We start from the raw sequence: 23,392 nt of genomic DNA on the forward strand, positions 1-23,392 counted from the left end.
CGTTAACTACGCTTAATAATATCGTAAGCGTTGTCAAAAATTGCCAGATGCTTTTCTTTACGCTATCTAAATAAAATACAAGAAACTTTTTAGCATGGAGAACGCGACGCCCCATGAGCCAGATTGCGCCTGTGCTTATAAGAAAAGATACTGAAAAACCAACAGTATGGCGTTACGTCCTGTCGGATAAACGTGATTTACGTATTGATTTTATGCGCGGTATCGCGTTAGTGATGATGGTGGTGGCGCACACGGAAGTGATGTCGATATTTAATATATTCACCTGGGAAAGGTTTGGTCTGGTCACCGGTGCTGAAGGATTTGTGATCCTTTCCGGATTTATGCTGGGAATGTTAAACCGTGCCAGATTGCAAAAAGCGGTATTGTTGACGATATCCTGGGGGTTATATCTGCGCGCATGGAAAATATATCGCGTAAATATCATCATTATTCTTTCATTTTTACTGTTAGGGTATCTTCCGTTTATTAACGTTTTTGAGGTTACCCATTTTACCGATCGTTACTCAGGTACAACCTGGGCATTGTATCCGGTGACACCGCAAATTAAAGAAACCTGGTTTAACATTGTCCTCTACCTGCAAATTGGTCCTCATCAAACGCAAATTCTTGGGCTCTATATTTTTCTTCTGCTGTTAAGTCCGCTGTTTTTGGGAATGCTCCAGAGAGGATACGTCTACTGGCTGCTGGGGTTATCGTTGCTCGTCTACGGTTGCTGGCAGATATGGCCGGTGCGCGTGACGCCGTCTCAGTTTGAATTCGCGTTTCCGCTGCTGGCTTGGCAGTTCATTTTTGTGCTGGGAATGTGCAGCGGCTGGTACAAAGAAGATTTAATCTCTTTTGCCCGCACCCCCGCCGGTAAGGTGGTGCTCGTGGCGCTGGTAATGATTGCGCTGGTGCTTGGCTTTATCGCCCAGAATCATACCAACCCGTTTATGCCCCCCGCGCTGCTCATGCACAGCCTTTCACCCGAGAACTTTAACGCGTTTTATCATACCTGGGCGGCAAAAAATGGCCTGGGACCCGTCAGGGTCGTGAACGATATCAGCCTGATGGTGACGGTCTATCTGCTGCTGACCTGGTGCTGGCAGCCGCTGTATCGCCTGGCGGGCTGGTTTCTCATCCCGCTTGGTCAGCATTCGCTTTACACCTTTATTTTGCACGTCTACGTCGTATTCCTGGTAAGCCAGTTCGTCACGTTCGATCTGTGGCGCCAGGACTGGGTTGTGAATACCTTCATCCACGCGGTGACGCTGGGCGTGCTGTGGCTGATGGCGAAATATAACGTCGCCGCGCGCTGGATACCTAACTAAGGAAGGGCAGATGCGGGATAAATTGTTGCTGACCTGTGCGCTGTTGTGCGTTGCCACCGGCACAGAGGCTGCGCCGAAGGACGATGCGGAATCGCTACGTGACAAGAACGGCGAGCCGGTGCAGGCAGGCGTGTTCACCAGCCGCTGGGGTCGCCTGTTCTCGGGGAATGAAGACGTCTTCTCTGGCGCGCTGAGCTTTAGTTCCGGACTGAAAGAGCAGTGGATGACCATCCCGAACAGCTCGGACAGCGCGGAGCAGAAACGTAAATACAACCAGACGCTCAATCTCAGCCTGCAATACTCACCCTACAGTTACTGGTTTGCCAACGTGACATCGCGGTTGCCGGTGACGGACACCAGCCGCTATACGGCTGATTTTCGTTACAGCTTTGGCTATGACGACTGGCATGCCAACACGGTCAGCCTGGTGTACAGCAATTACGGGGATAACCGTTTCTGGACGTCAGGAACCCGTCGTCACACCTATTTTGAACAGGGGGCCGTGACGCTGGCGTATAAATTTTCACTGCCGAAGCCCGTGGAGAATACGCTCCTGATCAACAAAGGCGACTCCATCATTTGCCAGATGGGCTACAGCTGGGTTCCGCGCTATTACGATCTGGACAGCAACGATATCCGCAAAAACAAGAACGTGGTATTGGGCGGGTGTGGTTATACCTTTAAGCAGCACTTCTTCGTGCGCGCTACGGCGTTCTGGTTCCCGGACAGCAGCCAGCAACAACCCTGGAACGGCGACTATAGCTATAGCTTTGGCTACGCGGGCTATACGCCGGGTTCATTCTCCGTTCAGTACGCTAACTATTCCGGCACCCGTTACCCCGGCCACCAGAGCGGCAGCGGCAAATTCCGGGAAGGCACCGTCAGCGTCATCTGGTTCTTACCGCTTTAGGAGGGCGTAGGGTGTCACAGCACGTCCTGATTGTTGAAGATTCGCTGGTTTATCGTCGCCTGCTCAGCCGAATGCTGACGCAGTGGGGATACATCGTCTACGAGGCGGAGAACGGCGTCGCCGCGCTTGAGATCCTTGAAAACCAGCCCGTCAGCCTGGTGATTAGCGACTGGGATATGCCGGAAATGGATGGCCTGACATTGTGCCGGGAGGTTCGCAGCCGTCAGTTTGGACATTATGTTTATTTAATTTTGCTTACCGCGCGCGAAGAGCCGGGCGATCTGACGGTGGGGTTTGACGCCGGGGCGGATGATTTTCTCAATAAGCCGGTCGAGCAGAGTGAGCTGCGGGCGCGATTGCACGCGGGGGCACGGGTTTTGTCCCTTGAAGCCACGCTTGCTGCGCGTAATGCGCGCCTCAGCGAGGCGCTAAGGCAGATAGAGCAAGACCTTGAGGTGGCGGCACGGATCCAGCAGTCGGTGCTGCCCGCGCATCAGCTGCGCTACCGGGATTATTTTGCCGACTGGATTTTCCTGCCGTCAGCCTGGGTGTCTGGCGATATTTTCAATGTCTTCCCGCTGGACAATCACCTGGGATTCTACTGCGTGGATGTATCCGGGCACGGCGTCGGCGCGGCGATGATGTCGCTTGCCGTGGCCCGTCAGTTTCTGCATGGCAGGGCGGTGGAGCGATTTCTGTTTGCGGACGATAGCGATGTTGCCTCTCCTGCGGACGTCGTTCGGATCCTGAACGGGCGATTTTGCAGCGAAGAGGTGGAGATAATGAGCTATTTCACCATGATTTACGGTGTTATCGACCTGTCTACAGGTGAAGGCAAGCTTTGCCAGGCCGGGCATCCCACTCCCTTTATTGTAAACCCTGGCGGCGAGATCAGGACGGTCGGTGAAGGCGGCGCGCCGGTAGGATTGATGCCGGATCTGTGCTGGACAGACGTGAACTTCTCGCTGGCACCGGGCGAACGACTTTGCCTGTTCAGTGATGGTATTACCGAGTGTGAGAACCCTGATAACGAACAGTTTGGGCAGGCGCGATTGCAGCATCGGCTTCAGCGTGATGCCACGCTAGCGCTGGAACAGCTCTTACCGCAGTTTGCGCAGCATCTTGTTCACTGGCGCAGTGGGGAACGCCGGGAACCCCAGGCAATGGCCGACGATGTGTCCCTGTTAATTATTGAGCGTACTGGAGAAAGACAATGAATATTGATACAGAAAGGCATCCCGGCGTGAATATCATGACGCCCTCGGTGCGAAGACTTGACGCCTCGGTGGCGGCGGCCTTTAAAGATGCCGTCACCCGGGAGCTCGGTGAGGATCGTAAAGCCCTGATTGTCGACTTCAGCAAAATCGATTTCATCGACAGTAGCGGTTTGGGCGCGCTTGTATCGCTGCTCAAAATGATGAACGGTAAAGGTGACATGGTGCTGTGCGCGCTGAACCCCGGTATACGCAACATGTTCACCCTGACACGTATGGATCGCATATTTCGTATCTGCCCGGATCGCGCTACGGCACTTGCGCTGCTTAATCAGTGAGTTGACCGTGGCTAACGACATCACGCTTCCCGCCTCGTTAAGCTCAGTCTCGCCGCTTGCGGCGTGGCTTGAACGTCAGATGGCTTCGCTGTCCGTCAGCGATGACTGGCGCTTTGCGCTCGATCTCGCCGCCTGTGAAACGGCAACCAATATTATTCGCCATGCGTTACATGAGGACCCGGAACGTTGCTTCACCGTGGAGTTCATCGCTACCCGCTCGGGCGCGACGCTGCGTTTTACGGACGATGGCGATGCCTTTCCTGCTGAACGTCTCGCGGCGGGGCGTGAAGACGTGACGTTCGACGGCTGTCTTTTGGCTGAAAGCGGCAGAGGACTGAAACTCATTTTGCTGTATGCCGATAATTTCACGGTGGAAAACGTTGCAGGGAAAAATATTACCGTTCTGGAGAAGGCGATGGTCGGATAATGTTTGACCGTGGAGAAGGTCTGGTGAGGGACAGAATGGGCGCAGTTAACAATCTGCGCCAGTATCGGACCGGCCGACGCGCTGTGGCGGGCAGGATGTCGGCATCGGTTACGCAGCCATAGAGGCGCTTACGGCGATCGCCCCTGATCGCGATACCTTATCGTGATTTCATTTTTCAGTATCGTCAGCGGCGGCGTCATTACGCCGCGCGCTACCGACTGATACTCAAAGCGAAAGGGGCCCGCGGCCGGAAAACCTGCCGGCAACGGGATTTCACCCGCCAGTTCCCTGAGCATCAGGCAGCGCAGGCTGCTACAGACGCGAATGCGAAAGCCCGGCGGCGTGGGGCCGTCCGGCGTAATCTTCCACAGCAGGTGCGTCGGCGTCACCCCTTTTGGAAGGGGGGCGGCGGGCTGAACCGGGCGACTTTTCAGTACCTGCTTGCCGCGCGACAGCGTGCCGCCAAAACTATGGCTGCTCCATGAACCCTCAGCGGCAATCGCCGGTGGCGCAAGCAGCAGAGCAAGCAGGGCGGCTCTTATCACGACTTACCTCCAATGAGATACGTCATGCGCACGTTGCGCTGAGTATTTATCTCCTGGCTGGAAAGCACTGCAAGCTGAGGGAAGATGCGGCGTAAATAGCGGGACAGCATCAAACGCAGAGCCGGGTTTACCAGCAGAACCGGCGGTGCACCCAGCGCTTCCTGATGCTGCAACGCCTGCTCGGTCTGTTTCATTAGATTCTCGGCAATTCCCGGCTCGATGGCGCTTCCGCTCTGGGTTGCCTGTACCAGCAGCTGTTCAAGTGACATATCAAGGCCGATTATCTGGATATCATCGTCGCCCGGGAACCACTGCTGCGTAATCGCCCGGGAGAGGCGAGCGCGCACGCGGGCCGTCAGCTCGTCAGCGTCAGACTGAGGGGTGGCATACTCGGCCAGCGTGTCGATAATGGTTCGCATATCGCGAATGGGCACGCGCTCGGAGAGCAAATTTTGCAGCACTTTGTGCAGCGTTGTCAGGCTGATTACCGCCGGGATCAAATCCTCTACCAGCTTCGGTGACTGTTTGGTGAGCTGGTCGAGCAGCTGCTGCGCCTCCTGGCGACCGAAAAGTTCGTCCGTGTGGGTACTGATAAGGTGGTTCAGGTGCGTAGCGACAACGGAACACGGATCCACCACGGTATAGCCCAGCGTCTGCGCCAGCTCGCGGTGGACTTCATCGATCCAGAGGGCTGGAAGACCGAAGGTCGGTTCCTTACAGGGCGTGCCGGGCACTTCACCCTCTGCACAGCCAGGATCGATCGCCATCCAGCGATCGGGCTGGACCTCGCCTTTACCAATCGTCACCCCTTTTAGCAAAATACGATAGTGGGTCGGCGGCAGGTCAAGATTATCGCGAATATGAACCGCTGGCGGCAGAAAGCCCATCTGCTGCGCGAACTTCTTGCGAATACCCCGTACGCGGGTTAACAGCTGACCCTGCTGCTCGTGATCGACCATAGGGATCAGTCGATAGCCAACCTCCAGCCCCAGTACATCTTCCATCTGCACGTCAGACCATGTCGCTTCATTAACCTGCGCCACGTCGGCTTCAGCTCGGCTAGGGGCGGAGGGCGCTGCGCCCGTTTTTTTCGCCTTCCCTTCATGGCCCCGCAGCCACCAGGCAATGCCTAAAAGTGAGGACGTAAACAGTAAAAAGACCAGGTTGGGCATGCCCGGTATAAGCCCCAGCAGACCAATTACCGCCGCAGAGAGGGCCAGCACGCGGGGAGAGGTAAACAGCTGGCCGACCATCTGCTCGCCGACGTCCTGCTCGTTGACCACGCGCGTTACAACGACGCCTGCCGCGGTGGAGATCACCAGTCCCGGGATCTGCGCAACCAGGCCATCACCGATAGTCAGCAGGGTGTAGGCTTCTCCCGCTGCGCTGAGGGTCATATCATGCTGCATTACGCCAATAATCAGGCCGCCGATAATGTTTATTGCCATGATCAGCAGGCCTGCGATGGCATCGCCACGTACAAATTTGCTCGCACCGTCCATGGAGCCGTAGAAATCGGCCTCCTGAGTCACCTCTTTTCGACGGCGTTTGGCCTCCTCCTCGCCGATCAGGCCGGCGTTCAGGTCGGCATCGATGGCCATTTGTTTACCGGGCATACCGTCAAGGGTAAAGCGAGCGCCCACTTCTGCAATACGCCCGGCCCCCTTGGTGATAACCATAAAGTTAATAATTATCAGTATGATAAATACGACAATGCCGATGGCAAAGTTGCCGCCTACCAGGAAGTGACCGAACGCTTCGATGACCTGGCCCGCGGCGTCCGCACCATTATGGCCATGCATCAGGATGACGCGCGTTGAGGCCACGTTGAGCGCCAGGCGAAGCAGCGTTGAGAAGAGCAGTACCGTCGGGAAGGCGGAAAACTCCAGCGTATTCTGGGTAAACATGGCGACCAGAAGGATCATAATCGCCAGTACAATATTGAAGGTGAACAGCAAATCCAACACGAAGGTTGGCAGCGGCAGGATCATCATCGCAAGAATGGTCATGATCAGGACTGGACCAGCCAGTACCTGCCACTGGGTCTCCTTCATGCCGGGCAAACGTAATTTGGTGGCGATATTAGCCATTACTCTTTACTCTCTTGTGCAAAATCGAGCGCCGGAGGAACCGGCAAATCTTTAGGTTCTGTTGGGCGCAAGCCAACGCCTTTACGCCATCGGCGCAGGCTATATACCCAGGCCAGGACTTCGGCAACAGCGTTATATAATTCACCGGGCACCGGCTGACCCGGCTCGCAGTGCCGGTAAAGCGCGCGCGCCAGCGGTGGCGCTTCCAGCATCGGAACCCGATTTTCTTCAGCCAACTCGCGGATGCGCAGGGCAATAAGGCCACTGCCGCTTGCGACGACGACCGGCGCGCCCATGGTGCCTTCCTGATACTTCAGCGCCACGGAATAGTGGGTCGGGTTGTTGACGACCACATCGGCGGCGGGCACCTCGGCCATCATGCGGCTTTGTGCCATCTGGCGCTGAATCTGCCTGACGCGACCCTTAATGTGCGGGTCACCCTCCTGGTTTTTGAATTCATCCTTTATTTCCTGGCGGCTCATTCTCAGCTTCTTAAAGTTGCTCCAGAGCTGATAAATCACGTCGAAGGCCACCATGGGGATCAGTGACAAAATCACGTACAGCATGCAGCCAATCAGCAGTTTGCTGATATCGGTTAGCGCGCCGCCCAGCGGTTCATACATTAAATTGATGAACCTGCTCTTATTGAGCATTAAAAACAGTCCTCCCCCGGTGGCGGCCAACAGCACCTTGAGGATACTTTTGATCATCTCTGATACCATTTGGGCAGAGAAAAGGCGCTTAATGCCGGTAACGGGATTCAGTTTTTTGAGGTTAACCTTTAGCGCCTTACTGCTTGCGTTCAGGCCGCCGATAATCGACGGTGCCGTTATTGCGGTCACGTACAGCCCACCGGCGAAGGGCAGAATAGCGAGAAAGGCCATGCTCAACAGCGAGGCGGCACGATGTAACATATTCTGCGGGTCGCGGATCAGCAGCCGATCAAAGGTCAGCCCGTTGTGCAGAATAGTTTCAAGCTGCGTCGCCAGATGACTACCTGCGCCGACGATAAGCCCCCAGCCCACCAGAAGCATGGCAAGGGTGGTCAGCTCGCGCGAACGCGGAACCTGGCCTTCCTCCCGTGCTTTCTGTTTTCGGTGGGGTGTGGGGTCTTCTGTTTTGTCGCTTTCGCTCTCTTCAGACATAGTGTTAGCCTGGGGTCATCAAAAGCCCAGCGACTCCAGCAGGTCATCCACCTGTTCCTGCGAGGCGACAATCCCGGCGACGCTGGTATCAATCTGCGGGCCGTTCTTGAGATGGGCGTCACCGCTCTGTTCGATACCCGCGTCACGCTCGCGCATGTTTTCAACCAGCACGCTGATGAGCTCGGTCTCGACGGTCTGGATCACCTGCATCAGGCTTTGCAGCACCTGACCGGTGAGATCCTGGAAGTCTTGCGCCATCATTATTTCGGTGAGCTGTTGGTTGGTTTGCTGCGCGGTGGCCGGCACGTCCAGCAGAAAGGTACGTGTCTCTTTTACCAGTTCGCGCGCCTCGTCAAGCGGCTGTGGCGCTTCAAACCAGGCGTCCCACCGTTCAGTAAGCTTACCGGCATTTTCACCTAATTTTTCCTGGAGCGGTCGTGCCACCTCGACGGCCGTCAGCGCGCGATCGGCGGCCTGAGACGTTTTGCCCACAACGTAGTTAAGACGGTCGCGCGTATTGGGAAACGCGTCCGCGACTTCTTTAATGGCCTGCTCCAGGCCAAGATTTGCCATACTGTCGCGCAGCAGCCGGGTTAATTGACCGATACGCAAAAAGAGATCCTTCGGCGGTTCCGCGATCTCGCCAGGCTGAGTGGTCATAGTATTCACCCGAGTTTTTCAAAAATTTTGCCAAGCTTTTCTTCAAGCGTGGCGGCAGTAAACGGTTTAACGATGTAACCGTTGGCACCCGCCTGCGCGGCGGCGATAATGTTTTCCCGCTTTGCTTCCGCTGTGACCATCAGTACCGGCAGCTTTGCCATCGCCGGATCGAGGCGAATGGTTTTCAGCAGCTCAAGGCCATCAAGGTTAGGCATATTCCAGTCGCTCACCACGAAATCAAACTCACCGGCGCGCAGCTTGTTCAGCGCGTCCTGACCATCTTCCGCTTCTTCAATATTTGAATAACCCAGATCCTGAAGCAGGTTACGTACGATACGTCTCATGGTGGCAAAATCGTCCACCACCAAAAAACGCAGGTTTTTATCCGACATGTGTGTTCTCTCCTGAACGTCGTGGTTTATGGCTGAAACTCTCCAGCAGTCGCTGGCTAATTTTATTGAGATCGACAATCTCCCGGGCGGCACCAAGGGCTATCGCTTCGCGAGGCATACCGAATACCACGCAGCTCGCTTCGCTCTGGGCGAGGGTAAACGCGCCCGCTTCGCGCAACGCCAGCAACCCGCGCGCACCGTCGGCTCCCATTCCGGTCAGGATGGCGGCGCTGGCATGTGCGCCCACCAGCTGGGCAACGGAGTTAAACAGAACGTCTACAGACGGGCGATGACGGTTGACGGGGGGCGCGTTGGTCAACCTGACGGCGTACCCTTTTCCGTGACGGACGATCTCCATATGCTTGTCGCCGGGGGCAATCAAGGCCGTACCCGGAAGGACCGGTTCGCCGTCATCCGCTTCATGCACCTTTATCTGGCAAAGTGAATCAAGACGCTGGGCGAACGAGCGGGTAAATCCGGCGGGCATATGCTGGGCGATGAGGATGCCGGGGACGCTGGACGGCAGCGGCGTTAATACCTGGCGGAGCGCCTCCGTCCCGCCGGTCGAGGAGCCAATCGCCATAATGCTTTGCGGGTCCACGGTAATGCCCCGCAGTATCGGCGCGGCCGCTTCAGCCTGACGCCCCAGTTTTGCCTTCGCGGCAATACGGATCTTCTCTGCAACCTGCACACCCCACAGTTCCAGATTTCCGGCGATACGCTGATCGGGTTTGGCAAGAAAATCGACGGCGCCGTGTTCCAGCGCGGCCATTGTCGCCTTCGAACCTCGGGTGGTCATCGAGGAGATCATCACCACCGGCATGGGACGCAGGCGCATCAAACGGGAGAGAAACTCAAGCCCGTCCATTTTCGGCATGTCGATATCCAGCGTCAGCACGTCGGGGTTGAGCTGCTTAATCATCTCGCGTGCGATCAGCGGATCTGGCGCGGTGCCGACCATCTCCATATCTGGCTGTTGATTGATCACTGCGCTCAGGATGTTGCGCATAAGCGCAGAATCATCAACTGTCAGCACCCGTATCCGTTTCACCGTAAGGCCTCCGTAAGCTCATACACCGACTGGCCGCGAAGCCTGAGTGGGATGTGCGGATGGTTAAAATGTTCAGAGTGACCAACAAACAGCAGGCCGTCTGGCTTCAGCATGCGGGCAAAGCGCTCAAGCAGACGCTTCTGCGTCGGCGCATCGAAATAGATCATCACGTTGCGGCAAAAGATGGCGTCAAACGGTCCGGGCAGCGGCCAGTTATTGTCCAGCAAGTTGAGTCGCTGATAGTGAATAGCGGCCAGCAGTTCTGGCTTTACCTTCACCCGATCGCTGTTTTCACCCGAGCCGCGCAAAAAATAGTGGCGTTTTTGCACCAGGGTCAGCGAATGCAGGTCGGACAAGCGGTAGACCCCTGCCTCCGCTTTGGCCAAAACCTCGGTATCAATGTCAGAGGCCCAGACGCGTGGCCCTCCCGTCGCGCTACCCAGGGCCTCGTCCAGCGTCATGGCGATGGAGCAAGGTTCTTCCCCGGTAGAAGCAGCAGTACACCAGACGCGGTAGCCGTTGGGCCGCTGGCGGGCGTGTTCTGCGAGCACCGGGAAATGGTAGCTTTCGCGAAAGAAAGAGGTCAGATTGGTTGTCAGCGCGTTGACAAAGTTCTGCCATTCCGGATGCTCGCTGTGGGATTCCAGAATGCTGATGTACTCAAGAAATGTGTCAATCCCCAGCGCCCGTAGCCGCCGTGATAAACGATTAAAAATCATCTCTCGTTTTTGTGCGTTGACCACAATCCCGGCGCGGCGATAGATCAGTTGCCCGATACGCTGTAATTCAGAATCGGATAACGTAAATTTATTTTGCGATAAGCGCACGGGAATGTCTTTAAATTCACTCATAGAAAGAGAAATGCCTTATACCGGGGTATTCATGATTTCCTGGTAGGCACTGAGCATTTTATTGCGCGCTTGCACACCGAAGCTAAAAGAAATGGAGGATTTCTGCATTGCCAGCATTACGTCATTTAATCCAATATCGCTACTGCCGGACATCCACTGCTGCGTCATTTCTTTCGCGTTAACCTGAGTTTCATTAATTTCGTTGATGCTGTTAAATAAAATGTCAGAGAACGACGGCGTGTTTTTCAGCGCGGCAGGCTGGTTTCGGCTCATGCCGGCGATTTGCTGTGACTGAGCGTTAATTTGATCGAGTACGCCACGCATTAATGTTGCTGACATTGATGACTTCCTGAATTAATAAGGGAAAAGCACACATTTATTACCTATCTTTTAAACGTTGGTAGTTTAACACGTAGGCAAAATGGCCATAAAATCCAATAAGCGAACATTACTTTAAGCTTATTTATCCTTAAAAAATCGGCCTTTCAGACGATAATGCCCGCCTGAAAATTTCTCTTAATTTGAAATCGTCGTTATCAGCCCTGCGATATCACAGGCGCTGACGCGCATTATTGTGCGTGCTATTTCTTACAGGATCACGGCATGAGTGCCACATTAAATGATTTAACGAATAATCCGGCTGACCGAATTAAATCGGCTCTGTCATGGCTTCGCGCCAGCCCGAAGCTATCGCTGGTCATTTGCGCCGCGGCTGCCGTATCGGTATTAATTGCGCTTATGTTCTGGGCAAAAGAGCCAGGCTATCGCGTGTTGTTTAGCAATATCAGTGATGAGGACGGCGGGGCCATCGTTGCCCAGCTGTCGCAAATGAATGTCCCTTACCGCATCGACGCGCCGGGCGGCGCTATTCTGGTTCCGGAAGGGCAGGTCCATGAAGTGCGCATGAAGCTGGCCCAGCAGGGGCTGCCAAAAGGTGGCTCCGTCGGGTTTGAACTGCTGGATAAGGAAAAGTTTGGTATTAGCCAGTTTAGCGAACAGGTTAACTATCAGCGAGCGCTTGAGGGAGAGCTGGCGCGCACCATTGAAAACCTGGGTCCGATCAGAACGGCGCGCGTTCACCTTGCCACACCCAAGCAGACGATGTTTGTGCGTGAGCAAAAACAGCCAACGGCTTCCGTCACCGTTAACCTGATCCAGGGACGTACCCTGGATGAAGGGCAGGTCATTGCCATTACCCATCTGATCTCCAGCGCCGTGACGGGGCTGACGGCAGAAAATGTCACTATCGTCGATCAGCGGGGCGAGCTGCTGACCCAAAACGGTCTGCGTGGCCTGCAAACGTCGCAGCTGAAGTACACCAGTGAAATCGAAAATGATTACCAGCAGCGCATCCAGCGGATCCTGGCGCCGCTGGTGGGCAGCAAAAATATTCGCGCCCAGGTCACGGCGCAGATTGATTTTACCCAGCAGGAGCAGACGCAGGAGCAATATCAGCCCAACGCCGATCCGCAAAAAATGGTGATTCGAAGCCGCCAGACGAGCCAGTCCGAGCAGGGTAACGGACGCGGCAACGGTGGCGTACCGGGTGCGCTGACTAATCAGCCGCCAGCACCTGCCACTGCGCCACTTACGCAGCCGCTTGACAAGCCTGCCGCTCAGACCAATACCGCAGGCACCGGAAATGACCGTTCACAGCCCTACAACAATCACAACGATGAGACCACCAACTTTGAGGTCGATCGCACGCTAACCCATATCAAAAATGCTATGGGACGCATCGATCGTCTTTCAGTCGCGGTGGTGATAAACCACCTGCCGCAAGGCGCTGAGGGGAAGCCGGGTCCGCTGAGTGAGGCTGAGCTGAACCGTATTAATGCTCTGGTAAAGGAGGCTGTCGGCTATACGGCTTCACGCGGAGACAGCGTCAATATCCTGAACTCGCCGTTTAACGGGGTTGAGGAAGAGGAGCTCCCGCCATTCTGGAAGCAGGACACGTTTTATCAGTTGATGATGGCGATTGCGCGTTATCTGGTTATTGCGATTATCGCCTGGATCATGTGGCGTAAGCTCGTTCATCCGGCCTGGATCCGCCATCAGGAAACCAGCCTGCGCCGCATGGAAATGGAAAAAGAGGCGCGTCAGGAAGAGCTGGCCGCCCGCAAGAAAGCGTCCGAGAAGGATGCGCGTGACCGCGCTCAGCAGCGCGTGGATACGGAACTTAACAGTCAGCAGCTACGGGAACTGGCGGAACAAGAGCCGCGGGTTATTGCGCTGGTTATTCGTCAGTGGATGAATCAGGAGCTCAAATCATGAATGCCGCAGAGAAAAGCGCCATCGTTATGTTGACGCTGGGCGATGTCCTGGCCGCCGAAGTCTTTAAGCACCTTAACGCGCATGAGGTGAAGACCATCAGCAGTTCCATGGTCAACATGGCGGGGTTTACTCACGATCAAATGGCCGCCGTGCTGCGCGACTTTAAAAATGACTCCAGCGAGTATGCCGCGCTGAGCCTTAACACGAACGAGTATCTGCGCAGCGTGCTGGTTAAGGCGCTGGGTGAAGAGCGTGCGTCAACGCTGCTTGAGGATCTGCTGGATACCCACCAGGGTGGAAACGGGATCGAAACGCTCAACTTTATGGATCCGCTGGCGGTATTCGATCTGATTCGTGAAGAACACCCGCAAATTATCGCCACAATCCTGGTCCACTTAAAGCGTAACCAGGCGGCGGACGTCCTGAGCAAATTCGACGATCGTGAACGTAACGACATTATGCTGCGTATCGCCACCTTCGGCGGGGTTCAGCCCGCCGCGCTACAGGAACTGACGGAGGTACTCAACGGTCTGCTTCACGGTCAGAATCTTAAGCGCAGCAAAATGGGCGGCGTGCGCCCGGCTGCGGAGATCTTAAACCTGATGAAATCCCAGCAGGAAGAGGCCGCCATTGAGGCGGTTCGCGATTTCGACAGCGAGCTGGCGCAGAAAATTATCGACGAGATGTTCTTGTTCGAAAACCTGGTGGATGTCGAGGATCGCAGCATCCAGCGTCTGTTGCAGGAGGTGGAAAGCGAAACCCTTATCATCGCCCTCAAAGGAGCAGACGAAGCGCTGCGGGCCAAGTTCTTCCGCAATATGTCGCGCCGTCAGTCGGATCTGATGACCGAAGATCTGGCATCGCGCGGCCCGGTGCGTTTGTCCCAGGTGGAAGCCGAGCAGAAGACGATTCTGAACATTGTTCGACGCCTTGCCGAGTCAGGGGAAATCATCATTGGAGGCAGCGACGATGCCTACGTTTGATGCCAATGGCGCCGCCCAGTGGCGCAGCTGGCAGCCTGAGGATCTGTTAAACGAAACGGCTGAAGTCCCGTTGCAGACGCAGGATACCGGCCATTCTGACGCACAGTTTAAGGCCGAGCTGGCACGCCTGCGTAAGCAGGCTGAACAGCAGGGTATTGCTCAGGGACTGGCGCAAGGCAAAGAAGAGGGCCGTCGCGAGGGCTATGAGGCCGGTCTGAAAGAGGGCCGCGAGGCGGGTCTGGCGCAGGGGCTGGAACAGGCCCGCGCCGAACAGCAGGCTTTACTGCTCCAGGCCGGAGAGTGGGTGACGCAGTGCAAGCTTGCGCTTTCGAATCTCGATAGCCTTATTCCCGGACGTCTGGTTCAGCTGGCGCTGACCGCGGTACAGCAGCTGTACGGCACCCTGAGCGTGGCGGATAACCATGCTCTGCTTGCGCAGATCCGCCAGTTAATGAAGCAGGATAGCCTGTTCAACGGCCCGATCGAACTGCATGTGAACCCGCAGGATCTGCCCATGGTTTCCCAGGCGATCGGCGAGACGCTCTCCTCGATGGGCTGGTCCTTACAAAGCGATCCCCAGCTGGCCGCAGGGGGATGCCGTGTGGTCACGCCGGACGTGGAGTATGACGCCACAATGGAAACGCGCTGGCAGTCTCTCTGTCAGCTCGCCCGGGAGGAACTGTCCCAATGAGCCAGCAGTTAAAAAACTGGCTCTCCGTCATGGATCGGGTGGAAGAGAAGCTCGGCGAGCTCCCGCGCTTTCGTCAGTACGGCAAGCTGACGCGCGCAACCGGGCTGGTGATGGAGGCCGTTGGCCTGAAGCTGCCGATAGGCGCGCTGTGCATTGTTGAACGTCAGACCGGACAGGCTATCTTACCGGTCGAGTGTGAGGTGGTCGGGTTTAACGGTCAGACGCTCTATCTTATGCCGCTTGAACATGTTGACGGTATTCTTCCCGGTGCGCGCGTGTACGCGCCAGAGTCCGATAAGGGAGCGGGTAAACAGCTGCCGGTGGGGTTACACCTGTTGGGGCGCGTGCTTGACGCACAGGGCCGCCCCCTGGATGGACGTCCAGCGGCAGGAAAACCCGTGGCCGGCCTGTTTACCCCCTCGTTTAACCCGCTTCACCGCGATCCCATCAAGTCTGTGCTCGACGTAGGCGTGAGGGCCATAAATGGCCTGCTGACGGTTGGCCGCGGACAGCGTATGGGCCTTTTTGCCGGCTCGGGCGTGGGTAAGTCGGTGCTGCTCGGCATGATGGCCCGCTTCACCACCGCAGACGTCATCGTCGTCGGGCTGATTGGCGAGCGCGGGCGTGAAGTAAAAGATTTTATCGAGAACATCCTTGGCGAAGAGGGGCTTTCACGCGCGGTGGTGATCGCCGCACCTGCTGACGTCTCGCCGATCCTGCGCATGCAGGGTGCGGTATACGCCACCCGTATTGCCGAGGATTACCGCGATCGCGGGATGAACGTTCTGCTGATTATGGACTCCCTCACGCGCTATGCCATGGCGCAGCGTGAAGTGGCGCTGGCTATCGGTGAACCGCCCGCAACCAAAGGTTATCCACCGTCGGTATTCGCGCGTCTGCCCGCGCTGGTCGAGCGTGCCGGTAACGGCATGCGTGGCGGCGGATCGATAACCGCCTTTTATACGGTACTGACCGAAGGGGACGATCAGCAGGATCCGATCGCCGATTCGGCGCGTGCGATCCTCGATGGCCATATCGTGCTTTCGCGTCGCCTGGCTGAGGCGGGCCATTATCCTGCTATTGATATTGAAGCCTCTATTAGCCGTGCGATGACGGAGCTTATTCCGCATGTCCAGTACCGCAAGGTTCAGCGTTTTAAGCAGCTGTTGTCTACCTACCAGCGCAACCGGGATCTGGTCAGCGTAGGCGCTTACGTGAAGGGCAGCGATCCGCTGCTCGACCGGGCGATAGATCAGTATCCTGCGCTGGAAGCCTTCCTGCATCAGGCAATACACGAGCGGAGCGGTTACGACGAGGCCATTGCCGCGCTGAGCCAGCTTTTCCCTGACATCGTTGAACAGGCGGGATAAAACGTGAAAGTGAATAATCCAATGGTCATGCTGCGTGACATGGCTCAGGAAACGCTTACGGAGACCACTCGCGCTCTCGGCAGCGTCCAGCAGACGCTTATGGAAGCCGTGGCCCAGCACGAACAGCTTCAGCATTATGAGCGCGAGTATCAGCAATCTTTGCGTCAGGGGCTGCTCGGCAGCGGTATGTCGATGGCGGATCTGGTTAATCAACAGTCTTTCATTTTGTCCCTTAACCAGGTGGTGAAGCAGCATGAATCGCATGTTTCCACCTGTGAACAAGCCGTGGACCGGGCCAAAGAGAAGTGGCTACAGAAAAAGCAGCGCCTTAATGCGTTTGAGACCCTCATCGACCGCCGCGAGGCGGCACTGGCCATGGCACAGAGCCGCCAGGAGCAAAAAATGATGGACGAATTCGCCCAGCGTGCCGGACAGAAAAGAGAAAGGCTATGAATATTGATATTACGGCTCTGCTGTCCGGCGGAGCGCCGACGAGAGCAGGAAAAGGAAAACTCATCGGCGAGGAGTTTGCTCTTACGCTCGACGACAGGCTGGCACAGATGGGGCTGTTGTTGCCTGGCCTGGACGTTCAGGCGCAACGGGTAAGTTATGAGGGATATTCTGTCCCGCAGCCGGTTTTGCCACCGGCAGCTGAGCCGGAGGCGAGCGATGACGCGCTGGCAGAGGTCAGAATCAGCGCCTCTCCCGGTAATGAAAGCCCGCAGTGGCAGCTTCAGCAGATCGTCACCCGCCAGGCGAGGAGCGCTGCGACAGAGTCCTCGACCCTGGCTGAGACGAGTCTGCCCCGAGAAGCGATCGCTGGCGATAAAGCGACCTTAGCGATCCCTGTTGACGATCTTAAGCTGAAGCCCGCCCGACAAGAAGATTCCCCTCTCCAGGTGCAGGCACAGGCGTTAGGGGGGAAAGCCCCAGGCACCAGCGCCGTGATGCCAGGCTTAACGGTACATCAGGGAGAGGCGTCGCAGCACGCCACCTGCGATCCGTCGGTTCAGAGCGTTGTGGTGGAGCCGTCAACGGCGCGACAGGCCAGTCAGCCTGTTTCACAGCAGGTGGTCAACGTCCGTTATCCGCTGGAGTCGCCCGAATGGAAGCAGTCGGTGAGCCAACATATTGCCCTGTTCAGCCGCGACAACCTGCACAATGCGGAGATTCGCCTGCATCCTCAGGAGCTGGGCTCATTGCATATCTCTTTGCGCGTGCAGCAGGACCAGGCGCAGATCCATATCGTCAGCGAACATGCTCAGGTGCGGCAGATGATGGAGACTGCGCTACCGCACCTGCGGGCCGCTTTAGCGGAAACCGGGCTCCAGCTGGGCCAGGCGAGCGTGAGCCCCGATCGACCTCATACTGGCGGTGGCGAGCAGGGACGTCATCATCCTGAAGAGCAGCACACCGCTCAAGGCGCAGACAATGTGTTCGTGGAGGAAGACAATGTGCCGGGATTATTAACATCGACGCAAGGAAATATATACGGCATTAACACTTTTGTCTGAATTGTTGAATTGCCGACAGGAATGAAATTTTATCTCCTGATTATTCTGCTGATTAAATGGACTACAATGTCCGCCGTATTTATCGAGGGGCAGGTTGCTGCCTCTCTTATTTTATTGGATTTACGTAATGGGTAACAAAAATAAAAATGCTGCGGCTCGCGGAGGGTCGCGCTCGCTTCTGTTAATACTAATGTTTCTGATTGCCCTCGCAGCCTGCTGTTTTTCAGGCTATCTGTTCTGGTCGATGAAATATGCACACGCGCAGACGGACAACCATTCGAGAAGTGAGCATGAAGCCCCGGCGGTACAGCAAGTTGAACCGCTATACGTGTCGATGAATACCTTTACCGTGAGCCTGACCCCGACGCAGCACGAGTCGGATCGCGTGCTTTATATTGGGCTGTCCGTACGGCTTGGCGATACGTCGTCCGTACAGGTGCTTGAGAAATTCCTGCCGGAATATCGTAGCCGACTGTTTATGCTGCTTTCTCAGCAAACGTATGAAACGCTCTCAACGGATGAAGGCAAACGCCAGCTGATTAGCAACATCAAAAATGAGCTTAAAAAACCGCTGGCGTTCAACAAAAAGATTAACGTCACTGACGTTTTGATTAATGAATTTATTCTGCGGTAAACACAATGGCTGATAGTTTTTTATCACAGGATGAGATCGATCGCCTGCTCAATGCTGATACGGAGAGTCCCGATGACCTCCATGGAAGCATGGGAGATGCGGGGATTAAACCTTACGATCCCAATACCCAGCGACGCGTCATTCGCGAGCGACTTCATTCTCTGGAAATTATTAACGAACGCTTTGCCCGACAGTTCAGGATGGGGTTATTTAACCTGCTGCGCCGCAGTTCAGATATTACGGCGGGAAATATCAAGATCCAGCCGTATCATGAGTTTGCCCGCAATTTACCGGTGCCAACCAACCTGAACCTGCTGCACCTTAATCCCCTGCGTGGGACCGCGCTGATGGCCTTTTCCTCCGGTCTGGTATTTATGGCCGTGGATAACCTGTTCGGCGGAGACGGGCGTTTCCCGACGAAGGCGGACGGGCGGGAATTTACCCCGACCGAGCAGCGGGTGATCCACCGTATGCTGACAATGGCACGCGAGGCGTATGAGTTTGCCTGGGGCTCTATTTATAAAATTAAGACGGAATACATCCGTTCAGAAATACAGGTGAAATTTACCAATATCACCTCTTCTCCGAACGATGTTGTCGTCACCACGCCTTTCTCCGTGGAAATCGGCTCGCATCGCGGGGAGTTCAATATTTGTATTCCCTTCAGCACGATAGAGCCTCTGCGCGAACTGTTAAGCAATCCACCGATGGATAATTCGCGCCATGAGGACTCTGAGTGGCGCAGCATGCTGGCAAGCCAGATGCGTGAAACCGAGCTGGAGCTGGTGGCGCAATTTGCCGACATCAACACGCGGTTGTCGAACGTCATGAAGATGAAAAAAGGCGACATTATTCCGCTGGATAAGCAGGAGTTTATAGTAGCGAACGTCGGCAGCGTGCCGGTATTTACCGCGAAATATGGCTCTGTAAATAATCAATATGCTCTGAAGGTCGATCAGATGAATCAGCCAGCATTAAAAACTTTCAATAAGGAGTGATTTCCCCATGAGCGACATGAATAACTCGTCGGGATCTGAAGATAAGTCTATGGACAATCTTTGGGGTGAGGCGCTGAACGAGCAGAACGCTGCGGGAAGTACAGAGCAAAGCGCGGTTCCTCAGTTTTCTGAAGAGATGAACCTGATTCTGGATATCCCTGTCAAAATGACCGTGGAGCTGGGCCGCACAAAAATGACTATCAAAGAGCTGCTGCGCTTAAGCCAGGGCTCCGTGGTTTCGCTGGACGGCCTGGCGGGCGAGCCGCTCGATATTCTGATCAATGGCTACCTTATTGCCCAGGGCGAAGTGGTGGTCGTGTCCGATAAATTCGGGATTCGTATTACCGATATTATTACCCCATCCGAGCGAATGCATCGCCTGAGCCGCTAATGAACGCAGTACAACCCTCTTTTGCCGCAGGGAGCACAAACGTGCTCTCTGGCGGCGCAATCGCGCTATCGGTCATCGGTACGCTCATGCTCATTATTATGCTGATGGTACTGCTGGCGTGGATCGCCCGCCGCAGCGGGCTGGCGCGTTGCTCCCGCGAAAGCCAGGGTGCGGTATCGCTGGTGGCCAGTAAACCGCTCGGCTCGCGCGAACGGCTGGTGGTGGTTGACGTGGGCGAACAGCGTCTGGTGCTGGGTGTTACCGCGACGCACATTAGCTGTCTCACCGTACAGGACAGGCCAGAGGTGCCTGAGCAGGCGGCTCCTTCAGCGGCTTTTCCCGCCATGCTGGATAACTTTCTTCATAAATACCGTTCGGGTGGTGAGCAAAAATGAACCGTCTGTTGATTGCCCGTGCCGCGACGGGCGTTGGTCTGCTGCTGCCCGTCGCCTCTGCGCTCGCCGCTAACGGCGACATTACGCTGGCCAGTTCGTCGGGAAGTGCAGGCTGGACGCTACCGATTCAGACGCTGCTGCTGCTCAGTGGATTCACGTTCATCCCCGCGGTACTGCTGATGATGACTGGCTTTACGCGTATCGTTATTGTGCTGGGATTGATGCGCAACGCGCTTGGTACGCCGACCGCGCCGCCTAATCAGGTATTAGTGGGGCTGGCTCTGTTTTTGACCTTTTTCGTGATGTCACCCGTGCTCAACCAGATCTATGAACAGGCATGGCAGCCGTTGCAGGCCAATAAAATCACCATGGAAACGGCCCTGAAGGAAGGCGTAAAACCGCTGCGGGCTTTTATGCTTGAGCAGACTCGAGAAGCCGATCTGGCGATGTTTGCCCGCATCGCTAAAACGCCGGCCCTTACCGGCCCGGAGGACGTGCCGTTGAGTATTCTGGTGCCCTCATTCGTTACCAGCGAGCTGAAAACCGCCTTCCAGATTGGTTTCACCATCTTTATTCCGTTTTTGATTATTGATTTGGTGGTGGCCAGCATTCTGATGGCGCTGGGGATGATGATGGTTCCGCCAGCGACGATTGCGCTGCCCTTTAAGCTGATGCTGTTCGTCCTCGTGGATGGCTGGCAGCTGCTGGTCGGTTCGCTTGCGCAAAGCTTTTACTCATAGGAGCCTGGTATGACCCCCGAAAGCGTCATGGTATTGGGCATGGAAGCTATCAAGGTTGGGCTAATGATTGCGGGCCCGCTTTTGCTGGTCGCGCTGGCAACCGGTCTGATCATCAGTATTCTTCAGGCCGCGACGCAGGTGAACGAAATGACGATGACCTTTATCCCTAAAATCCTGATGATCGTGGGCGTCGGCGTGCTGCTCGGTCCGTGGATGATGAAAATCTTTATTGAATACACGCGCATGTTGTTCGCCAGCATTCCTTACGCCATCGGCTAATGATTTTTAATCTTCCCCTTGAACAGCTTTACGCCCTGATAAGCCATTACTTTTTGGTGATGGTGCGCATCTCGGCGCTACTGCACGTTGCGCCAGTCTTTAGCGAGAAAGCGATCAGCGCCCGCCTGCGTGCGGCGTTGGCCTTAACCCTCGCGCTGCTGCTGGGCGGACTGGTTCCTGACGCCGACATAGGACTTTACTCCTGGGCGGGCGTCTGGACGATGGCTAAGCAGGTGCTCATCGGCGCCGCGATGGGGCTGACGATGCAGCTGCTGTTTGCCGCCGTTCGCCTGGCGGGCGAGATCATTGGGATGCAGATGGGACTCTCGTTTGCCACCTTCTTCGACCCGGGCAGCGGTAACAGCCCGGTGATCGCTCGCCTGCTAAACATGCTGGCGATGCTGCTCTTTTTGGTGTTTAACGGCCATCTGTGGTTGCTTTCGCTGCTTGCTGAGACCTTCGAGGCTCTCCCCATCGACGCTGAACCGCTGCATGCTGGCGGGATGTTTTACCTCGTTAATCATGCCGGACTCATCTTCAGTCAGGGGCTGATCCTGGGCCTCCCGGTGATAGCCCTGCTGCTGAGCATAAACATGGTGCTTGCGCTGCTAAACCGCCTTACCCCGCAGCTCTCGATCTTTGTAGTAGGATTCCCGCTCACGCTGACCTTCGGCATGCTGGCCCTGTTGCTTATCGACGAAACGCTGGCTCCATTCTTTGAACGTCTTATGAGCCACGGCTTCGGGATCCTGAGCGGGCTAATACAAGCGCTGGTTTGAGGGCTTAATTCGTGCAGGCGATCCTGACTACCGTCTCCGTACCCGATGCCAGAATGCTGTTTTCCAGCAAATAGAGGGAACTGGTGGAGGTATCGCCGCTCTTAAGCTGCGGAAAAATGTAATCCGTTACCTCTTTTTCGTTGCTTTGATCGCCCAGCCGACGGGCGTGGCTAAGCACCGTCAGATGCAGCAGGTTGCCGGAGTAGGACATGGTATAACTCACGCTGCGCTGTACGGGTGAACTTTGCCCTACACGTTTCCCGTTCTGAAAATGGCGGATATTACCGATATAGGTCGTGTGTCCCTCATGAAGTCCATCGCGGTATGAGCGATAAATTCCTCGCGCCAGCGTCACGTTGTTTTCGTCCTTGATAGTATAAAAGGAGGCTGGGGCAAAGCACGTCTGTCGCAGCGGCGACGTGGCGATCGTGTACCCGATTGTTAACGCTAAACCTGTCATCAGGCCGCCAGCGAAGAGGACCTGCGGGCGTTTAATAAAGATGAAAATAGAACGATTCACAGTCATTCTTTTGCTCCTGAATGGGTTTTTGACAGGCAATAACGGCCTGATATTTATCTATCTTTCCCGTGCCGGTAGTGATGTATAAAATTTTACCTGGTCTGTAATGGACGCGTCTTTCCAGTACATATTCGGTATAGGTGTGCAGCGTTGCCTGAATAAGTTCTGTTTGGCTTATTCGGTTTTTTTGCACCATCACGATATGTCCGGGGGGGATCCCTTCTCCCTGCCAGAGGATAAACTCGATGCTCTGTGGGCTGGGGACAAACGCATTTTTGACGGATATGGCAGTAAGAATACCGATCAGCATGCCGCAGACCGCGAACGCAGCGCTTCGCAAAAACCTTTTTCGACGCGGTGCTGGCGTAGCGGAGGGGGGAGGAGGCGTAGCCTCCACCGGCATTTCAGGCGGCTGCGGTGTGGGGGCGATCTCAACGCTGTCAGCCGAGGGTTCCGGCGGGCTCTCTTCACGAATAATCAGGCGATAACCGCTTCGCGTTACGGCAACCAGCGCAATAGCATCCTGCATCTCTAGCGAGGCCAGCGCGCGTCGAAGCTTGTTCACCATAACGCGCACGCTATTGTCCGTGACCTCAACGCCAGCGCTACGCCAGCCGATATCCATTAACTGTTCCTGAGACAAAATTTGTCCCTGCGCTTCCACCAGGGCGGCAAGGCAGAGGCAGGCGCTGGCGGGCAGCGTCACGCACTCGCCGTCGCGCGTTCGTGTTAGTAACCTCGTGTGCAAATCCAACGTCACTAACGATCCAATCGCAATGTAATTGACCATAATATCTTGATACTTCGTAATGAAAGATAAGGTGAATTGAATGGGTGTTTATGTTAATTGGGTAAAGTCTTTTCGTTAAC

28 protein-coding genes are annotated in these 23,392 nt (G+C 55.6%); 18 read left to right on the forward strand and 10 right to left on the reverse strand.

Annotated features, from left to right (window positions below; all coding sequences use genetic code 11):
- Window positions 1-113: 113 nt before the first annotated feature.
- From opgC to E0L16_RS18020, 5 genes are read left to right on the forward strand one after another with little or no spacing between them, the layout of a single operon-like run.
- Complete coding sequence (gene opgC / locus E0L16_RS18000; protein WP_131637673.1) at window positions 114-1,331, forward strand: OpgC domain-containing protein; 1,218 nt, start codon at window positions 114-116, stop codon at window positions 1,329-1,331.
- Window positions 1,332-1,341: 10 nt separating this feature from the next.
- A complete protein-coding gene (locus E0L16_RS18005; RefSeq protein ID WP_112792912.1) occupies window positions 1,342-2,241 on the forward strand; it encodes a hypothetical protein in 900 nt (299 codons plus the stop codon).
- 11 nt (window positions 2,242-2,252) lie between these two features.
- Complete coding sequence (locus E0L16_RS18010) at window positions 2,253-3,458, forward strand: PP2C family protein-serine/threonine phosphatase (protein ID WP_131637675.1); 1,206 nt, start codon at window positions 2,253-2,255, stop codon at window positions 3,456-3,458.
- Window positions 3,455-3,793: an STAS domain-containing protein gene (locus tag E0L16_RS18015; protein WP_112792914.1), complete on the forward strand. Its 339-nt coding sequence runs from the start codon at window positions 3,455-3,457 to the stop codon at window positions 3,791-3,793. The genes E0L16_RS18010 and E0L16_RS18015 overlap by 4 nt, the downstream gene beginning before the upstream one ends.
- A gap of 7 nt (window positions 3,794-3,800) precedes the next feature.
- The gene (locus E0L16_RS18020) at window positions 3,801-4,220 is read left to right on the forward strand and encodes an ATP-binding protein (RefSeq protein WP_082830919.1); all 420 of its coding nucleotides are present in this window, start codon (window positions 3,801-3,803) and stop codon (window positions 4,218-4,220) included.
- Window positions 4,221-4,348: 128 nt separating this feature from the next.
- Here the strand turns inward: E0L16_RS18020 and E0L16_RS18025 are convergent, their stop codons facing one another.
- Genes E0L16_RS18025 through fliE form a run of 8 tightly spaced genes read right to left on the reverse strand, consistent with a single transcriptional unit; the run spans window position 4,349 to window position 11,293 of the window.
- Window positions 4,349-4,765 carry a flagellar protein FlhE gene (locus tag E0L16_RS18025; protein WP_427854541.1) on the reverse strand — a complete coding sequence of 139 codons (417 nt, stop codon included), beginning with the start codon at window positions 4,763-4,765 and terminating at the stop codon, window positions 4,349-4,351.
- Complete coding sequence (gene flhA / locus E0L16_RS18030; protein ID WP_131637677.1) at window positions 4,762-6,855, reverse strand: flagellar biosynthesis protein FlhA; 2,094 nt, start codon at window positions 6,853-6,855, stop codon at window positions 4,762-4,764. Before flhA ends, E0L16_RS18025 begins: the two co-directional genes overlap by 4 nt.
- Entirely contained in the window at window positions 6,855-8,000 is a 1,146-nt protein-coding gene (gene flhB / locus E0L16_RS18035) for a flagellar biosynthesis protein FlhB (protein ID WP_063865306.1), read from the reverse strand. Before flhB ends, flhA begins: the two co-directional genes overlap by 1 nt.
- 18 nt (window positions 8,001-8,018) lie before the next feature.
- Entirely contained in the window at window positions 8,019-8,660 is a 642-nt protein-coding gene (cheZ, locus tag E0L16_RS18040; RefSeq protein ID WP_063865305.1) for a protein phosphatase CheZ, read from the reverse strand.
- A 5-nt stretch (window positions 8,661-8,665) separates the two neighbouring features.
- Window positions 8,666-9,052, reverse strand: a complete 387-nt coding sequence (cheY, locus tag E0L16_RS18045) for a chemotaxis response regulator CheY (protein ID WP_063865304.1) — start codon at window positions 9,050-9,052, stop codon at window positions 8,666-8,668.
- Window positions 9,042-10,103, reverse strand: a complete 1,062-nt coding sequence (locus E0L16_RS18050; RefSeq protein WP_131637680.1) for a protein-glutamate methylesterase/protein-glutamine glutaminase — start codon at window positions 10,101-10,103, stop codon at window positions 9,042-9,044. Before E0L16_RS18050 ends, cheY begins: the two co-directional genes overlap by 11 nt.
- Window positions 10,100-10,954, reverse strand: coding sequence for a CheR family methyltransferase (locus E0L16_RS18055; RefSeq protein ID WP_131637682.1), 855 nt, complete (start codon window positions 10,952-10,954; stop codon window positions 10,100-10,102). Before E0L16_RS18055 ends, E0L16_RS18050 begins: the two co-directional genes overlap by 4 nt.
- Window positions 10,955-10,969: 15 nt before the next feature.
- Window positions 10,970-11,293 (reverse strand): flagellar hook-basal body complex protein FliE, encoded by a 324-nt coding sequence (gene fliE / locus E0L16_RS18060; RefSeq protein WP_063865301.1) that lies wholly within the window; start codon window positions 11,291-11,293, stop codon window positions 10,970-10,972.
- Between the two features lie 264 nt (window positions 11,294-11,557).
- Between fliE and fliF the strand changes: the two genes are divergently transcribed.
- From fliF to fliR, 13 genes are all read left to right on the forward strand, one after another.
- A complete protein-coding gene (gene fliF / locus E0L16_RS18065; RefSeq protein WP_131637684.1) occupies window positions 11,558-13,228 on the forward strand; it encodes a flagellar basal-body MS-ring/collar protein FliF in 1,671 nt (556 codons plus the stop codon).
- Window positions 13,225-14,211: a flagellar motor switch protein FliG gene (gene fliG, locus E0L16_RS18070; protein WP_063865299.1), complete on the forward strand. Its 987-nt coding sequence runs from the start codon at window positions 13,225-13,227 to the stop codon at window positions 14,209-14,211. Before fliF ends, fliG begins: the two co-directional genes overlap by 4 nt.
- On the forward strand, window positions 14,198-14,902 hold the full coding sequence (locus E0L16_RS18075) for a flagellar assembly protein FliH (protein WP_064909801.1): 705 nt from the start codon (window positions 14,198-14,200) through the stop codon (window positions 14,900-14,902). Before fliG ends, E0L16_RS18075 begins: the two co-directional genes overlap by 14 nt.
- Window positions 14,899-16,272, forward strand: a complete 1,374-nt coding sequence (gene fliI / locus E0L16_RS18080; protein ID WP_064909799.1) for a flagellar protein export ATPase FliI — start codon at window positions 14,899-14,901, stop codon at window positions 16,270-16,272. The genes E0L16_RS18075 and fliI overlap by 4 nt, the downstream gene beginning before the upstream one ends.
- A gap of 21 nt (window positions 16,273-16,293) precedes the next feature.
- Entirely contained in the window at window positions 16,294-16,725 is a 432-nt protein-coding gene (gene fliJ, locus E0L16_RS18085; protein WP_063865295.1) for a flagellar export protein FliJ, read from the forward strand.
- The gene (locus E0L16_RS18090; protein WP_131637686.1) at window positions 16,722-17,786 is read left to right on the forward strand and encodes a flagellar hook-length control protein FliK; all 1,065 of its coding nucleotides are present in this window, start codon (window positions 16,722-16,724) and stop codon (window positions 17,784-17,786) included. Before fliJ ends, E0L16_RS18090 begins: the two co-directional genes overlap by 4 nt.
- 127 nt (window positions 17,787-17,913) lie before the next feature.
- Complete coding sequence (fliL, locus tag E0L16_RS18095; RefSeq protein ID WP_064909795.1) at window positions 17,914-18,420, forward strand: flagellar basal body-associated protein FliL; 507 nt, start codon at window positions 17,914-17,916, stop codon at window positions 18,418-18,420.
- A 5-nt stretch (window positions 18,421-18,425) separates the two neighbouring features.
- Window positions 18,426-19,418, forward strand: coding sequence for a flagellar motor switch protein FliM (fliM, locus tag E0L16_RS18100; protein WP_063865291.1), 993 nt, complete (start codon window positions 18,426-18,428; stop codon window positions 19,416-19,418).
- A gap of 7 nt (window positions 19,419-19,425) precedes the next feature.
- Window positions 19,426-19,809 carry a flagellar motor switch protein FliN gene (gene fliN, locus E0L16_RS18105; protein ID WP_063865290.1) on the forward strand — a complete coding sequence of 128 codons (384 nt, stop codon included), beginning with the start codon at window positions 19,426-19,428 and terminating at the stop codon, window positions 19,807-19,809.
- Window positions 19,809-20,204: a flagellar biosynthetic protein FliO gene (gene fliO, locus E0L16_RS18110; RefSeq protein WP_063865289.1), complete on the forward strand. Its 396-nt coding sequence runs from the start codon at window positions 19,809-19,811 to the stop codon at window positions 20,202-20,204. The genes fliN and fliO overlap by 1 nt, the downstream gene beginning before the upstream one ends.
- The gene (gene fliP, locus E0L16_RS18115) at window positions 20,201-20,944 is read left to right on the forward strand and encodes a flagellar type III secretion system pore protein FliP (RefSeq protein WP_063865288.1); all 744 of its coding nucleotides are present in this window, start codon (window positions 20,201-20,203) and stop codon (window positions 20,942-20,944) included. The genes fliO and fliP overlap by 4 nt, the downstream gene beginning before the upstream one ends.
- A gap of 9 nt (window positions 20,945-20,953) precedes the next feature.
- Window positions 20,954-21,223: a flagellar biosynthesis protein FliQ gene (fliQ, locus tag E0L16_RS18120; RefSeq protein WP_017692822.1), complete on the forward strand. Its 270-nt coding sequence runs from the start codon at window positions 20,954-20,956 to the stop codon at window positions 21,221-21,223.
- Window positions 21,223-22,002 (forward strand): flagellar biosynthetic protein FliR, encoded by a 780-nt coding sequence (fliR, locus tag E0L16_RS18125; protein WP_074177562.1) that lies wholly within the window; start codon window positions 21,223-21,225, stop codon window positions 22,000-22,002. Before fliQ ends, fliR begins: the two co-directional genes overlap by 1 nt.
- A gap of 4 nt (window positions 22,003-22,006) precedes the next feature.
- On the opposite strand, the gene E0L16_RS18130 is transcribed toward fliR, so the two are convergent.
- Complete coding sequence (locus tag E0L16_RS18130; RefSeq protein ID WP_131637688.1) at window positions 22,007-22,528, reverse strand: hypothetical protein; 522 nt, start codon at window positions 22,526-22,528, stop codon at window positions 22,007-22,009.
- Entirely contained in the window at window positions 22,494-23,228 is a 735-nt protein-coding gene (locus E0L16_RS18135) for a transcriptional regulator (protein ID WP_242672232.1), read from the reverse strand. The genes E0L16_RS18130 and E0L16_RS18135 overlap by 35 nt, the downstream gene beginning before the upstream one ends.
- Between the last annotated feature and the right edge of the window lie 164 nt (window positions 23,229-23,392).

Origin of the sequence: Enterobacter quasihormaechei (genome assembly GCF_004331385.1) — a bacterium.
GTDB classification, from domain to species: domain Bacteria; phylum Pseudomonadota; class Gammaproteobacteria; order Enterobacterales; family Enterobacteriaceae; genus Enterobacter; species Enterobacter quasihormaechei.